The sequence below is a fragment of the Sphingomonas sp. 3P27F8 genome, from assembly GCF_005502745.1.
Lineage (GTDB): Bacteria > Pseudomonadota > Alphaproteobacteria > Sphingomonadales > Sphingomonadaceae > Sphingomonas.
On record NZ_SCNL01000003.1, the window covers coordinates 112,176 to 126,898 of the forward strand.

16 protein-coding genes are annotated in these 14,723 nt (G+C 63.1%); 4 read left to right on the forward strand and 12 right to left on the reverse strand.

Annotated elements, in window-relative coordinates; genetic code table 11:
- Window positions 1-28: 28 nt before the first annotated feature.
- The gene (gene trxA, locus FFS35_RS05220) at window positions 29-352 is read left to right on the forward strand and encodes a thioredoxin (RefSeq protein ID WP_137786076.1); all 324 of its coding nucleotides are present in this window, start codon (window positions 29-31) and stop codon (window positions 350-352) included.
- A 3-nt stretch (window positions 353-355) separates the two neighbouring features.
- Here the strand turns inward: trxA and FFS35_RS05225 are convergent, their stop codons facing one another.
- Together FFS35_RS05225 and argJ are read right to left on the reverse strand one after the other, a co-directional pair.
- On the reverse strand, window positions 356-967 hold the full coding sequence (locus FFS35_RS05225) for a glutathione S-transferase N-terminal domain-containing protein (RefSeq protein WP_137786077.1): 612 nt from the start codon (window positions 965-967) through the stop codon (window positions 356-358).
- 1 nt (window position 968) lies between these two features.
- Entirely contained in the window at window positions 969-2,195 is a 1,227-nt protein-coding gene (gene argJ, locus FFS35_RS05230; RefSeq protein WP_137786078.1) for a bifunctional glutamate N-acetyltransferase/amino-acid acetyltransferase ArgJ, read from the reverse strand.
- Window positions 2,196-2,245: 50 nt separating this feature from the next.
- On the opposite strand from argJ, the gene FFS35_RS05235 reads away from it, so the two are divergent.
- Complete coding sequence (locus FFS35_RS05235; protein ID WP_137786079.1) at window positions 2,246-2,599, forward strand: hypothetical protein; 354 nt, start codon at window positions 2,246-2,248, stop codon at window positions 2,597-2,599.
- Between the two features lie 114 nt (window positions 2,600-2,713).
- Entirely contained in the window at window positions 2,714-5,449 is a 2,736-nt protein-coding gene (gene secA / locus FFS35_RS05240) for a preprotein translocase subunit SecA (RefSeq protein WP_137786080.1), read from the forward strand.
- A gap of 93 nt (window positions 5,450-5,542) precedes the next feature.
- Here the strand turns inward: secA and FFS35_RS05245 are convergent, their stop codons facing one another.
- The 10 genes from FFS35_RS05245 to FFS35_RS05290 all read right to left on the reverse strand — a co-directional run bounded on the left by FFS35_RS05245 (window position 5,543) and on the right by FFS35_RS05290 (window position 12,938).
- Complete coding sequence (locus FFS35_RS05245; RefSeq protein ID WP_171007518.1) at window positions 5,543-6,121, reverse strand: hypothetical protein; 579 nt, start codon at window positions 6,119-6,121, stop codon at window positions 5,543-5,545.
- Between the two features lie 153 nt (window positions 6,122-6,274).
- The gene (locus FFS35_RS05250) at window positions 6,275-6,832 is read right to left on the reverse strand and encodes a CHAP domain-containing protein (RefSeq protein WP_137786081.1); all 558 of its coding nucleotides are present in this window, start codon (window positions 6,830-6,832) and stop codon (window positions 6,275-6,277) included.
- A gap of 121 nt (window positions 6,833-6,953) precedes the next feature.
- The gene (locus FFS35_RS05255) at window positions 6,954-7,808 is read right to left on the reverse strand and encodes a MoxR family ATPase (RefSeq protein ID WP_137786082.1); all 855 of its coding nucleotides are present in this window, start codon (window positions 7,806-7,808) and stop codon (window positions 6,954-6,956) included.
- Window positions 7,809-7,876: 68 nt separating this feature from the next.
- Window positions 7,877-8,677: an RNA methyltransferase gene (locus tag FFS35_RS05260; protein WP_137786083.1), complete on the reverse strand. Its 801-nt coding sequence runs from the start codon at window positions 8,675-8,677 to the stop codon at window positions 7,877-7,879.
- Window positions 8,677-8,946, reverse strand: a complete 270-nt coding sequence (locus FFS35_RS05265) for an HPr family phosphocarrier protein (RefSeq protein ID WP_137786084.1) — start codon at window positions 8,944-8,946, stop codon at window positions 8,677-8,679. Before FFS35_RS05265 ends, FFS35_RS05260 begins: the two co-directional genes overlap by 1 nt.
- Window positions 8,943-9,350 (reverse strand): PTS sugar transporter subunit IIA, encoded by a 408-nt coding sequence (locus FFS35_RS05270; RefSeq protein WP_137786236.1) that lies wholly within the window; start codon window positions 9,348-9,350, stop codon window positions 8,943-8,945. The genes FFS35_RS05265 and FFS35_RS05270 overlap by 4 nt, the downstream gene beginning before the upstream one ends.
- 17 nt (window positions 9,351-9,367) lie before the next feature.
- Window positions 9,368-10,285, reverse strand: coding sequence for an RNase adapter RapZ (gene rapZ / locus FFS35_RS05275; protein WP_137786237.1), 918 nt, complete (start codon window positions 10,283-10,285; stop codon window positions 9,368-9,370).
- On the reverse strand, window positions 10,279-10,707 hold the full coding sequence (locus FFS35_RS05280; RefSeq protein WP_137786085.1) for an aldolase: 429 nt from the start codon (window positions 10,705-10,707) through the stop codon (window positions 10,279-10,281). Before FFS35_RS05280 ends, rapZ begins: the two co-directional genes overlap by 7 nt.
- Window positions 10,700-12,265: a stimulus-sensing domain-containing protein gene (locus FFS35_RS05285; RefSeq protein ID WP_137786086.1), complete on the reverse strand. Its 1,566-nt coding sequence runs from the start codon at window positions 12,263-12,265 to the stop codon at window positions 10,700-10,702. The genes FFS35_RS05280 and FFS35_RS05285 overlap by 8 nt, the downstream gene beginning before the upstream one ends.
- Complete coding sequence (locus FFS35_RS05290) at window positions 12,234-12,938, reverse strand: response regulator transcription factor (RefSeq protein ID WP_137786087.1); 705 nt, start codon at window positions 12,936-12,938, stop codon at window positions 12,234-12,236. The genes FFS35_RS05285 and FFS35_RS05290 overlap by 32 nt, the downstream gene beginning before the upstream one ends.
- A 131-nt stretch (window positions 12,939-13,069) precedes the next feature.
- Between FFS35_RS05290 and FFS35_RS05295 the strand changes: the two genes are divergently transcribed.
- A complete protein-coding gene (locus FFS35_RS05295; RefSeq protein ID WP_171007520.1) occupies window positions 13,070-14,683 on the forward strand; it encodes a phosphoenolpyruvate carboxykinase in 1,614 nt (537 codons plus the stop codon).
- Window positions 14,684-14,723 lie beyond the last annotated feature (40 nt).

The following is a 14,723-nucleotide window of genomic DNA, read 5'->3' on the forward strand; positions in this document are numbered from 1 at the left end:
TTACTTTAATCGCAAAGGAGATTTGCGAATGGCTACGAAAGCGATCACCGACGCCAGCTTCAACGCCGACGTCATCCAGTCCGACAAGCCGGTGCTGGTGGATTTCTGGGCCGAATGGTGCGGCCCGTGCAAGATGATTGGCCCGAGCCTGGAGGAAATCTCCGAGGAACTGGGTGAACAGGTAACGATCGCGAAGATCAACATCGACGAGAACCCGGATGCGCCGGGCCGCTACGGCGTTCGCGGCATTCCGACGATGATCCTGTTCAAGGGCGGCAGTCCGGCCGCTACCAAGGTCGGCGCCGAGCCCAAGGGGCGGATCAAGGCTTGGCTTGAAGGCGAGTTGGCCTGACAATCAGGTAAGCGGGATCATGACCCGGCTCGCGTAGCCGGGTCGTTCCTGCAATCGACGATGCCAGTCGGCGAGATGGCACAGCTCTGGACGTTCGATCGGAAGCGCGAACCAGGTGTGGGCATACACGCCCATGGGGATATCGCCGATCCCGAAGCGCGACCCGGATAGCCACGGGTCGGCTGCGAGCGCGTCGTTGACGATTGTGAGTAGCCGGGCACATGCCGATACAGATCGCGCGACCGCCGCGGCATCCCGCTTGTCAGGCGCCTTTCGGACCAGATTAAGGAAAGCGTCCCGCTGCGCGTCGGCATAGCCGAATTGCCAGTCCATCCAGCGATCTGCCAGCGCACGCTGACGGGGCGATCCCGGCCACATGCCAGTATCGGGATGCGCGTCTGCGAGATAGCGCAGGATGGCGTTCGATTCCCACAAAATGAAGTCGCCGTCCTCGATCGTGGGGATCAGCCGGTTCGGGTTCTTCGCGACATAGGCGTGGTCCATCCCGAACGCGCCGCCAGTGTCGATACGCTCGTAGGGAAGCGCCAATTCATCCGCGAGCCACACCACCTTTTTTACATTGTGCGAATTGAGCCTGCCCCAGATACGCAGCATGTCAGCTCCGGTAATCGGCGTTGATCGATATATAGCCGTGCGTCAGATCGCAGGTCCACACCGTCGCGCCGCCGTCTCCCAGTCCGAGATCCACGCCGATCTCTACCACCTGGCCCTTCAGATGCGCGGCGACCGGGGCCTCGTCATAGCCTTCGACCGCGAGACCGGCGCTCGCCACCTGCGTCGTGCCGAACCGGATCGCCAGCCGGTCGCGCTCGGCTGGCTCGCCCGCCTTGCCGACCGCCATGACAACGCGGCCCCAATTGGCATCCTCACCGGCGATAGCGGTTTTCACGAGTGGCGAGTTGGCGATCGACATCGCGATACGGTGCGCGCTGCGGTCGCTTTCGGCGCCCTCTACGGTGATCTCGATCAGCTTCTGCGCCCCTTCGCCATCGCGGACCACCAACATCGCCAGTTGGCGGCACAAATCCGCCAGTGCCGCCCGAAACGCATCCGCGCCGGGGCTGTCGTCGCCTGACAGCGGGGCGTTGCCCGCCTCGCCGGTGGCGAAGGTGAGCACGGTGTCGCTGGTCGAGGTATCCCCATCGACCGTGATGCACGAGAACGTCCGCGCGTTCGCCGACGCCAGCGCCGCCTGCAAGAACGCCGGCTCTGCCGCCGCATCGGTGAAGATGAAGCCGAGCATGGTCGCCATGTCCGGCGCGATCATGCCCGATCCTTTGATGACGCCTACCATGGTGATTGTGCGGCCATCGACGACCGCAGTGACTTTCGCGCCCTTGGGATAGGTGTCCGTGGTGCCGATCGCCTCGGTCATCGCGCGCCAATCGCACGGCTGGGCGCTGAAGGCGGCGTCCAGCCCGGCCTCGGCCTTGTCGATCGGCAGCGGCACGCCGATCACGCCGGTGGAAGCCACGAACACGTCCGACGGGAGGCACCCGAGATGCCCGGCCGCCCGCGCGGCGATCGCCTCCACCGCCGCACGCCCGCGATTGCCCGTGAAGGCATTGGAGTTTCCGGCATTGACAACCAGCGCGCGCGCATTGCCGAGCACCAGCGCCTTCCGGCACCATTCCACCTCGGGCGAGGGACATTTCGATTGCGTGAACACGCCCGCAACCGCCGTGCCGGCGCGCAGCGTTACGAAGGTCAGGTCGCAGCGATCCCATGTCTTGTACCCGGCGCGCGCTACACGCGGTGTCGCGCCAGCAACGGCGGGCAGATCGGGAAAGGGCGTGGCGAGTGGCGAAATGGACGTGGACATGCCCCGCGCCATAGCCATCTGTCCCGTACGGCAAAAGGGGGCCGCGCGCATTGGGTGCGCCCGTCGTTTACGGGCTGGCGCGTGATCCACCGATGCTCGATGCAAAACGGTTGGACGTTTGGCTTGTCGCTCCCTATGTCTCGCTGCGCATGAACCTGCTTCTGCTACTTTCGGCCCTGCTATCCGCGCTGACGGGCGTCGGCGCGCGCGTGGTTGCGCCGCAAGCCGTGCCGACGATGACGCAGGAGCGCGTAGCGCGCAACGTTCCGGCCGCAGCGGTCGTAACGCGCGCCGTCCGGCCCGTCATGAAGCTGCCGACGCTCGTCAGCGTCGCTGGCGGAATCACGGTGACGATCTTTTCCGTTCGCTTTGCCCCGGCGTGGCTGGAGCGCCGGCGCGAATAACGCGCCCGACGCGATCCGCGTTCGCGCGCGACGCGTTCCCGTAACACTATACAAGCGTGCGTGCCGCACTTTGCCGGCGCGCTGCGTCAATCCCGATATACACAGGAACTCCGCATGTTTGCTGGCATTGCAAAGTCGCTTTTCGGCTCCTCGAACGATCGCTACGTCCGCTCGCTGAATCCCGTCCTGGCCAAGATCGCGTCGTTCGAGCCGGCGCTGGAGGCGATGGACGACGCGACGCTAGCCAACCAGACCACGCTGTTCCGTGAGCGGCTTGCGAACGGCGAGACGCTCGACCAGCTGCTGCCCGAAGCCTTCGCCACGGTTAGAGAAGCGGCGCGGCGCGTGCTTGGCCAGCGCCATTATGACGTGCAGATGGTAGGCGGCATCGTCCTCCATCGCGGAGAGATCGCCGAGATGCGCACCGGCGAGGGCAAGACGCTGGTTGCGACGCTGGCCACTTATCTCAATGCGCTGCCGGGCACGGGCGTCCACGTCGTTACCGTCAACGATTATCTCGCCAGCCGCGACGCGGACTGGATGGGGCGCGTCTATCGATTCCTGGGGCTGACGGTCGGCGTGATCGTGCCGAATCTAAGCGATGCGGAACGTCGCGAGGCTTACGCCGCCGATATCACTTACGGTACGAACAATGAGTTCGGCTTCGACTACCTGCGCGACAACATGAAGTACGAGCGCGATCAGATGGTACAGCGCGCGTTCGCCTATGCGATTGTCGACGAGGTGGACTCGATTCTGATCGACGAGGCGCGCACCCCGCTCATCATTTCCGGCCCGACCGACGACAAGTCCGATCTGTACATGCAGGTGGATGCGGTGGTGAAGCAGTTCACCGGCGAGGATTACGAAAAGGACGAGAAGCAGAAGTCGATCATCCTCACCGAAAGCGGCACCGAACGCGCGGAGCGCATGCTCGAGGCGGCGGGGCTGCTTCAGGGCAGCAATCTCTATGATTTCGAGAATACGCAGGTCGTCCACCATTTGAACCAGTCGCTTCGCGCGAACATGATGTTCAAGGCGGATACCGATTATATCGTGAAAGACGGCAAGGTCATCATCATCGACGAGTTCACCGGCCGCATGATGGACGGTCGCCGCTGGTCCGACGGTCTGCACCAGGCGGTCGAGGCGAAGGAGGGCGTTACGATCGAGCCCGAGAACCAGACGATGGCCTCGATCACCTTCCAGAACTACTTCCGTATGTATCCCAAGCTTTCCGGCATGACCGGCACGGCCGCGACCGAGGCGGCGGAATTCTACGACATCTACAAGATGAACGTCGTCACCATCCCGACCAACCTCAAGGTGCAGCGTGTCGATGAGGAAGACGAATTCTACAAGGACACGCACGACAAGTTCCGCGCGATCGCCCGCAAGATCCGCGAACATGCCGAAAAGGGTCAGCCGGTGCTGGTCGGTACGGTGTCGATCGAAAAATCGGAGCTGTTGAGCGAATTCCTCAATCAGGAGGGGGTCGATCACTCGGTCCTCAACGCGCGCTATCACGAACAGGAGGCGCATATCGTGGCGCAGGCCGGCCGGCTTGGCGCGGTGACGATCGCGACCAACATGGCCGGCCGCGGGACCGACATCCAGCTTGGCGGCAATCTCGAATTCCGCATGGAAGATGAGTTGGCCGGCGTGCCGGAAGGGCCGGCGCGTGACGCGGCCATCGCGGATATAAAGGCCGAGATCGCAGCGGAAAAACAGAAGGTGCTGGAAGCAGGCGGCCTGTTCGTGCTTGGCACCGAGCGCCATGAAAGCCGCCGTATCGATAACCAGCTTCGTGGCCGGTCGGGCCGTCAGGGTGATCCGGGGCTGAGCCGCTTCTACCTCAGCCTGGATGACGATCTGCTGCGCATCTTCGGCCCCGATACTTTGTTCGCGCGCATGATGCGCAGCAATATCGAGGACGGCGAGGCGATTGGCTCGAAGTGGCTGACCAAGGCGATCGAGACGGCACAGAAGAAGGTCGAAGCGCGCAATTACGACATTCGCAAACAGGTCGTCGAGTATGACGACGTGATGAACGACCAGCGCAAGGTGATTTACGAGCAGCGCGCCCACATCATGGACGCGGATACGGTCGGCGACGTGGTGACGGACATGCGCGCGGAAACTGTCAACGCGATCGTGGGCGAAGCGTGCCCACCGAATTCCTATCCCGAGCAATGGAATGTAACGGGAATGAAGGAGCGTGTCGTAGAATTACTCAACATCATGCCGCCGATCGACGACTGGCTGGCCGAGGAGGCGATCGATGCGGAACTGGTGACCGAGCGGCTGCTGGCGGAGGCTGACGCGGCTGTTGCGCAAAAGGCCGCCGATCTTGAGCCTGAGACGTGGACGCAGGTCGAGAAGTCAATCCTGCTCCAGAATCTTGATCATCACTGGAAGGAACATCTCGCAACGCTCGACGCTTTGCGACAGGTGGTTCACCTGCGCGCCTACGCGCAGAAGACGCCTATCAACGAGTATAAGCAGGAAGCGTTCGCGCTGTTTCAGCGAATGCTGGAAAACATTCGTGAGGATGTGACCCGCACGATTGCCTACGCGCAGTTTCAGATGCAGGCGCCGCCCACGCTGCCTGACCTGCCGGACTTCATCACGACGCATTTCGATCCGTTCTCCGGCGAAGACAATTCCGCGGATATCGACGCGGGATCGCTGGGGCTCATCTCAACCCAACTTCCACCGCTCCAGATTGCGCAGCCTAGTGGATCCGAGATCGGCGCCGATCCCGAAAGCTGGAAGGGTGTGGTGAGCCGCAACGCGCCGTGCCCATGCGGATCAGGACTCAAATACAAGCATTGCCACGGCGCGGTGTGAGATCACTGGCCGGGTCTACGCCTGGCGCTGAACGAGAAAAGGGACGGCGGATCGCTTTGATCGGCCGCCCCTTTTCATTTCTTCCCTAACGGATCAGGGCTTCGGCATCACCACCGTCGGCCCGATCCGGTCAGCGACATCACGTGCGTTGAACGCCCGCACCTCATCGCGCGCCGGTGTGCCCTTGCGCATCACGATTTCTGCCGAAGCCTCGTAACGGTCGACCGTGCGAACATCGATATTGTCGCCCCAGAACGGATCGCCGAACCACGGATCCCATGCACGCCAGCCGAAGCCGCGCCCGTAATAACGCCATGATGGCCCCCAGAAGCCGCCCATGCCGAAACGCGGCCCGGGTGTCGAATAGGTCTGCGCCTGGCGATCTGTCGTGCGATCGACCATCACGAAATAGTCATAGCCGTTTTGAAGTGTCAGCTCCGCCGCACGGAACAGAAGATAGCGCTCCACCGTGTCGCGATCGGTGACGGTGTTGCCGGCGAAAGTGACCAACCAGCGATTGGCCTCGATCTGTCGATCGCTATAGCCGGTGCGGTAGAACCCCTTGCCCGTCGCTGGGCGATAGGTGGTCTCCGTCGCACAGCCGCTGACCAGCAGAGCGCCCGATGCAATAGCAGCGATGAGCTTGCCGCGACCTTTGAGATGCTCGATCATCTTCTATCTCCATACCCGCCCGATCGACGGCCTCCCCATACATGGGGCCTGACGATGAAACGTGCGATGAACGCGTCGGGTTTCATCGTCGGAATCTGCCGGCAAGCGAAAAGTTTTTATGCGGTCGTGGCGAATAATTGCACCGTGACGGTGTCAACGGGTCGCGCGACCGGCGTCCGGCACATAGGCGTCGATCAGCGCGCCGACATAATCCGGGTTGCGCGCGGTCAATTCGGGGGAGGGGCGGCCCGGCGCATAGATGAAGCCGTTGACGGTATAGATCGTACCACCAAGCCCTTGGGAATCGCGATACCAGACCTTCACTTCGCTCCAGTCATTGTCGGGCGAGACATCATAGAGCGTCACGTCCTGCTCTGCATGACCGCGCGCACCATCGACGCGGGACCAATTGGCATGCGTGAGCATCAGCACGCGCCGCTCGACGATTCTGCTGACCACCGCAACGTGTCCCAGCGGCAACCGGCCCTGCCGGGCGAAGGCGATGACTGAGCCGACTTTAGGCTGGTGCCCGCGAGGATAACGGCCCTCCGCCTGATCCCACCACGTCCAGGCGTCGCCGAAGATCTGAATGCCTGATACGGCCCGCGCGAACGGCACGCACTGCCCGATATAATCGAGCAATGCTGCTTGCGCAGGCACCGACTGCGCCACCGCTGCAAAGGCCAGCAGGCCAAGGGAATATCGCTTCAACACCGCATCGCACTCTCAGTTCACACTGATGGCGGAATGGTTACCTTTTTCAGTTAACAAATAGTTAGCGAAGAAGCGGGTCGTCGTGAGATAGACTCGCTTCGGCGTGTTAGGACCGTTTTCAGGGGCGATTGGCCTGCCGCTTCGCCATAAATGCCAGCCGTTCGAACAGCATTACATCCTGCTCGTTCTTCAACAGGGCGCCGTGGAGCGGTGGGATCGCCTTGGTCGGATCCCGGTTCTGCAGCACGTCGAGCGGCATATCCTCGTGCAGCAGCAGCTTCAGCCAATCGAGCAGTTCGCTGGTCGAAGGCTTCTTTTTCAGGCCCGGCACCTCGCGCACCTCGTAGAATATGTCCATCGCCTTCGAAACGAGGATCTTCTGGATGCCAGGGAAGTGAACGTCGACGATCGCCTGCATCGTGTCCCGGTCGGGGAACTTGATGTAGTGGAAGAAGCAGCGGCGCAAAAACGCATCCGGCAACTCCTTTTCGTTGTTCGACGTGATGACGACGATCGGACGCTCGGCCGCGCGTACCGTCTCCTTCGTCTCGTAAACGTGGAATTCCATCCGATCGAGTTCCTGAAGCAGATCGTTCGGAAATTCGATATCGGCCTTGTCGATTTCGTCGATCAGCAGCACAGGCAATTCGGGCGACGTAAATGCCTCCCACAATTTGCCCCTGCGAATGTAATTCCCGATATCGTGGACGCGCTCGTCGCCGAGCTGTCCGTCACGGAGGCGGGCAACGGCATCATATTCGTACAGACCCTGCTGCGCCTTGGTGGTGGACTTCACGTTCCACTCGATCAGCGGCGCGCCGGTTGCCTTGGCGATCTCATAGGCGAGTACGGTCTTGCCGGTGCCGGGCTCGCCTTTCACCAGCAACGGGCGACGGAGCATCACCGCTGCATTGACGGCGACTTTCAGATCATCGGTCGCGACATAGCTTTGCGTGCCCTCGAAACGCTTCATGCCCTCATCCCGTTCAATTCAAAAACTCGGTACGGCGATAGCGGCAATAAACTGTCCCGCGCAAGACGCTATCCGCGCTGTGCGGCCAGTACCTGGTACGCCATCACGGCAGTCGCCACCGCTGCATTCAGGCTGTCCGCCTTGCCGAGCATCGGCAGCTTCACCAGCAGGTCGCACGCCGCCTCATAATCTTCGGGTAGCCCTTGCGCCTCGTTGCCGGTCAGCAGGAAAGTCGGGTCGGGGTAGGCTGGCGTGCGATAATCATGCTCGGTCTGAAGGCTCAGGCCCACGAGCGTGCCAGGTCCACCGCGCAGCCAGGCGAGGAACGCCTCCCACTCGCACCTTACGACAGGCACCGTGAAAAGTGCGCCCATGCTGGCCCGTACGGCCTCGACCGAGAAGTGATCTACACAATCGCCGATCAGAATCAGGCCGCCCGCGCCGACGGCGTCGCCAGTGCGCAGGATCGTCCCGAGATTGCCGGGGTCGCGCAGTCGCTCGGCGACTAGCCAGATGCCGGATGCGGAGCGATCCAGTGTATCGAGGGACGCGGAGAATTCGTCGAACACGCCGACGACTGCCTGCGGATTATCCTTTCCGGAAAGCTTGGAGAGGATATCGGCTGTCGTCTCGATCGCCTCGCCGTGACGCGATTCGACGGCGGCGATCAGACGCTCGACCAGAGGATGCCCGGCGCTGGCGGCGGTGAAGAACAGATAGCGCGGCAGGCGGCCGGTCTCCTGCGCCTCGGTTAGGATGCGCAGGCCTTCAGCAAGGAACCGTCGCGATTCGCGGCGATGGCGCTTGTCGCGCAGATCGCGCACCTGCTTGACGAGCGGGTTGGAAAAAGCGGTAATCTGGCGGGGCATCAATCCTCGCCGAACTTTCCCTCGACGAGCCCGCACATGGCGGCGACGACATGCTCGGCCTCATCGCCGGTCGCCGAGATGGTGATCGTGTCGCCCATCGCCGCTCCCAGCATCATCAGGCCCATGATCGAGGTGCCCGTCACGCTCGAACCGCCCCTCGCGACGTTAACGGGGATCGGCTGTTCCGCGGCGAGCGTCACGAATTTGGCGCTGGCGCGTGCATGAAGACCGCGCCGGTTGCTGATCCGCACCTCACGCGACACCGTCACGCAGCGGCCTCGCCCAGCACCTCGGACGCGACCGAGATATATTTGCGCCCGGCCTCCCGCGCGGCGGCGACCGCCGCCACGACCGTCATCGACTTACGGGCCGATTCGAGACGGATCAGCATGGGGAGATTGATCCCGGCGATCACCTCGACGCGGCCACGCTCCATCAGCGAGATGGCGAGGTTTGAGGGGGTGCCGCCAAACAGGTCTGTCAGCACGATGACCCCGCGTCCAGCGTCCACGGCGGTGATCGCCGCCCGGATGTCGGCGCGACGGGCCTCCATGTCATCGTCCGGGCCGATCGCGACGGTCTGCACCTGCTTCTGAGGCCCGACGACATGCTCCATCGCCGTGACAAATTCGTCGGCGAGACGCCCGTGCGTGACAAGAACCAGGCCGATCAATTGCTTGTTGAGGTCGTTCATTTCCCTGCCGGGTTTCCTTCAAGCGAATCCTGCGGCGCCGCCGCCAGATCGCGATGTGTAACCGTGGGCGAAAATCCCGCAGTAAGCAACCGCTCTGCCACCCGATCGGCGACGTGCACTGAGCGATGTCTCCCTCCGGTACAGCCAAAGGCGACGGTGACGTAAGATTTTCCCTCCGCGATATAACGCGGGATGAGAAGGAGGAGCAAATCCTCGATCTTGCGCACCGCGTCGGCATAGGCCGGATCGGCGGCGATATAAGCCGCGACCTCCGGATCGCGCCCGGTGCCGGGGCGCAGATCCGGCTCCCAGTGCGGATTGCGCAGGAAGCGCATGTCGAAAACCAGATCGGCATCGGTCGGCAGGCCGCGCGCAAAGCCGAACGACATGATCGAAACGATCGTGTCCCCGACACCAGATCGCGAAAAGGCCGCGCGCACCTGTTGCGCGAGAGCATGGGCATTGAAATGCGTCGTGTCGCTCAGCCGGTTGGACCATTGTCGCAGCGGAGCGAGCAATTGCCGCTCCCGCTCGATCCCGTCTCGCGCGGGGCGATCAAGCGCAAGCGGATGCCGCCGGCGCGTCTCATCATAGCGCCGCGCCAGCTCGTCAGATTCGCAGTCCAGGAACAGCGTGCCGATCTCATAGCCGCCCTTGGCGCGGAGACGTTCGACCTGAGCCACGACCTGCGCGGCGTCGAAATCCCGGGTGCGAGCGCCGATTCCGAGCGCGAGCGGGCGATGCATATCCTCCGTGCCCGCTGGCGGGAGCGCGTTCAGCAGCCGATCCAGCAGCGACAGCGGCAGATTGTCGACGACTTCCCAGCCAAGATCCTCGAGCGTCTTGAGCACCGTCGATTTGCCTGCGCCGGACATGCCGGTGACCAGCAATATTTCCGGGGGAGGGGTCACGATGGAATCCGGCGCATCACAAGCTCGATCTTGATCGGGGCAGACGCCTCGAAGGCGCTCAACGCGATAGCCGGAATGGCGCATCCGGCAAAGGTACAAGTGGCGGGTTCGGGCATCCGCTCCACACGGGCATCGAGGCAGACGACAAGCGCCACCGGCACCTCGTCCAGATGCGGCATATCGACGATGCCGATGCCGCGCACCTCCATCTGGCCGGCGATCGGCCGGGGCGCGGCTGCGAAGAGGATGCCGTCGCCGAGCGTCAATTCGGTATAATCGTCCGATACGAGCCGCGCGCCGCGGTCAATCAGCCGAAGCGCCAGATCTGATTTGCCGGACCCGGATGATCCGACGAGCATTACCGCCCGTCCGCCGATCGCGACCGTCGTGGCGTGCACCGCCTCCGTCGCTGACACTTCAACCACCGTCCGCGAGCGGCAACCGCACCACGAATCGGGCGCCTGTCAGCCTGTCCTCACGGCTCTGCACCTCGATCGTGCCCTGGTGCGCCTCCACGATAGTGCGCGCGATCGCGAGCCCGAGCCCCGAATGCTGCCCGAACGCTTCGCTGTGCGGGCGAATCGACTGGAAGCGGCGGAATACCGCCTCGCGGGCATCCTCCGGCACGCCCGGGCCCTCATCCTCCACGCCTATTTCAAGTGCACCGTCGGCCGCGCGGGCGGCGATCGCGATCAGGCCGCCATCAGGGGAGAAGGAGAGAGCGTTGTCGATCAGGTTTTCGAACACTCGCTCCAGTCGCGCGCCCTCACCGGATACCATCATGGGAATATGTTGCGAGCGGTCCAGCCGGATGCGGATCTCCCGCTCGATGCCGCGTTCCCGGCGCTGCGCGATCATCCCCTCAACCATCGCGCCTACATCGACGGGCTCGAATTTCGCCCGGCTCAGCTGCGCGTCCAGGCGCGACGCTTCCGAGATATCGGTGATAAGCCGGTCGAGACGATGGACATCCTCGCGAACGATGGAAAGCAGACGCTGTTGAAGCTCGAGATCCCTGACGTGCCCGAGCCCCTCGACCGCCGATCGAAGCGAAGCAAGCGGGTTCTTCATCTCGTGCGTCACGTCCGCCGCGAACGCCTCGGTCGCGTCGATCCGGGCGCGCAGGGCCAGGCTCATGTCGGATAAAGCGCGGGCCAGCATGCCGATCTCGTCCTTGCGGTCCGGCAGCCTCGGCACCACTACCTCCCGGGCACGCCCAAGCCGAACCCGCACCGCGGCGCGCGCGAGCCGGCGGAGCGGGCGCACGATCGTTCGCGCGAGAAATAGCGACAGCAGGATCGACACGACCGTCACCGTCAGCAACACCAGGCTGAGCCTGTAGCGCTCGACGCGCACCGTCTGGGTGATGTCGCGCGCGTTGACCGCCGTCATGACCGCGGCGCCGTCAAGGAGCGGGGCGGCAGCGGTGATCACCGGCGTTCGATCTGGCGCCCGCCATACCGTCGCGGCGGCATGACCCGACTGAGCGGTGCGCACATCGGGCCAGCTTCGTCCATCGTCATGCTCGCGATAGAGGGGCGGGCGGATCGCGCCCACCACCGTGTCGATACCGGCATCCAGAAAGCGTGCGATCCGCTGCCCGCGATCATCCTTGTCGGGATCGAGAAGCTGGAAGTTCCGCTTGCCGAGCGCGCGACTGTCCACGGTCAGCGCGCCGTTCGGAGCGAACAGCCGAATGCGCGTACCCGTATCCTGCGCAAGCTGGACGATCAGCGGATTGCGCAGCGTCGGGGTGACGGTCTGAAGGGCCTCCGCGATCAGGCGCGCTTCGCGCATCGCCTGCTCGGTACGGTTGTCGAGAATACGCGCGCGATACGAATCGAGATAAAAGAATCCGCCTGCGAGCAGCAAAAGTGCGAAGATGTTTACCGCCAGGATGCGTCTGGTTAGCGATACGCGACCCGACCAGCGGAGCGCGAGGTCGCTGCCTTCACTCTTCGGAGAAACGGTATCCGGCGCCATAGAGTGTCTCGATAGCGTCAAATTCGCCATCTACCTCGCGAAACTTTCGCCGAACCCGCTTGATGTGTGAGTCGATCGTGCGATCATCGACATAGATGTCGTCCTGATAGGCCGCATCCATCAGCTGGTTGCGGGTGCGCACGATGCCCGGCCGCTGGGCAAGCGTTTCCAGGATCAGAAATTCGGTAACGGTGAGGGTGACCGGCGTGCCGCCCCAGGTAACGCGGTGGCGAGCCGGGTCCATCACCAGCCGCCCCCGTTCGAGCGGACCCTGGGTTTCGGTTTCGGCGCCATCCGGGGCCTGGGTCAGTTCCGTCCGTCGCAGGATAGCGCGGACGCGCGCAATCAGCAGGCGCTGGCTGAACGGCTTGGCGATATAATCGTCGGCCCCCATCGCAAGGCCTAGCGCCTCGTCCAGTTCGTCGTCTTTGCTGGTGAGGAAGATCACCGGGATCTGGCTCTTCTCGCGTAGCCGCCGCAACAGCTCAAGCCCGTCCATGCGCGGCATCTTGATGTCAAAGATGGCAAGATCCGGCGCGTTCTCGATCAGCGCCTTCAGCGCAGTCTCTCCATCGGAATAGACGCGGGTGAGGAATCCCTCGGTCTGGAGCGCGATCGAAACCGAAGTCAGGATGTTCCGGTCGTCGTCCACGAGCGCGATCGTTGCGGTCATGGAATCGCGCCTAGTGCAAAGATGGGACGGGCTCAATGCCCGCGTCGTTTGACGGGCGGCGGCGCTGATTATATGCGCTCGGCATTTACCGGCCCGGATACGGTGCCGGCTGTAGTCTGTTTTTAGGGGATATGCCTGTGAGCGATCGTATTCCGGCGGCCGGCCTGGAGGCCCAGGGCATCGAGACCCGCGCTAATCTGCACTGGAATCTCGGCACGGCGCGCCTTGTCGAAAGCGCGGTCGCGCGTGGCGAGGGGAAGCTTGCGGCGGATGGCCCGCTGGTGGTCGAAACCGGGCCGCATACCGGACGGTCGGCGCAGGACAAATTCATCGTGAAGGATGCCGAAACCGCCGATACGGTGTGGTGGGGCAAGACCAACAAGGCGATGACGCCAGAGCATTTTGCCGCGCTCAAGGCTGATTTCTTCGCAGCGCTTCGCGATAAGGATGATCTGTTCGTTCAGGATCTTTACGGCGGATCGCAGCCGTCGCATCGTGTTCGCGTGCGCGTCATCAACGAGCTGGCGTGGCATAACCTGTTCATCCGCACGATGCTGGTTCGCCCGGAAGTATCCGCGCTCAAGGGCTTCGACGCGGATTACACGATCATCGATCTGCCCAGCTTTCGCGCGGACCCGATGCGCCACGGCACCCGCTCGGAAACAGTGATCGCTGTCAATTTTTCCGAGAAGCTGATCCTGATCGGCGGGACCCGCTATGGCGGCGAAATGAAGAAATCGGTGTTCGGCCTGCTCAACTATCTGTTGCCGGTCGATGGCGTCATGCCGATGCACTGTTCGGCGAACATGGGCGCGGACGGTTCGACGGCGGTGTTCTTCGGGCTATCCGGCACGGGCAAGACGACCCTTTCGGCCGATGCGAGCCGCACCCTGATCGGCGACGACGAGCATGGCTGGTCCGACACTGCCGTCTTCAATTTCGAGGGCGGCTGCTACGCCAAGATGATCCGGCTGTCGGCTGAGGCCGAGCCCGAAATCTACGCCACGACCAAGCGGTTCGGCACCGTACTCGAAAATGTCGTGATGGACCCGGAAACCCGCGAGCTCGATCTGGATGATGCGACGCTCGCAGAGAACAGTCGCGGCGCTTATCCGATCGATTTCATCCCCAATGCCTCCGCCGAGAACATGGGAGGCGTGCCGAAGAATATCGTGATGTTGACGGCGGATGCCTATGGCGTTCTGCCACCGATCGCCAAGCTTACTCCAGATCAGGCGATGTACCACTTCCTGTCCGGCTACACCGCGCGTGTCGCGGGCACGGAGATCGGCGTGACCGAGCCGGACGCCACCTTCTCGACCTGCTTCGGCGCGCCGTTCATGCCGCGCCATCCGTCGGTTTACGGCAATCTGCTCAAGGAGCGGATCGCCAGGGGCGGGGTGGATTGCTGGCTGGTCAACACCGGCTGGACCGGCGGCAAATACGGCGTCGGCAGCCGTATGCCTATCAAAGCGACCCGTGCGTTGCTCAATGCCGCGCTCGATGGGAGCCTGAACGACGCCGAGTTCCGCACCGATCCCAATTTCGGGTTCAAGGTGCCGGTGAGTGTGCCGGGGGTGGATGCCAGCATCCTCGATCCCCGAGCGACGTGGCCGAATGCCGCCGAATATGACGCGACCGCAGCCAAGCTCGTTGATCTGTTCAACGAGAATTTCGCGCAGTTCGCCGATCATGTCGACGAGGGTGTTCGCCAGTCCGCACCGAAGGTTGCGCAACCCGCCTGATCGCGCTCGCACCGCCCGGCGACCACTGATACAGTGTGAT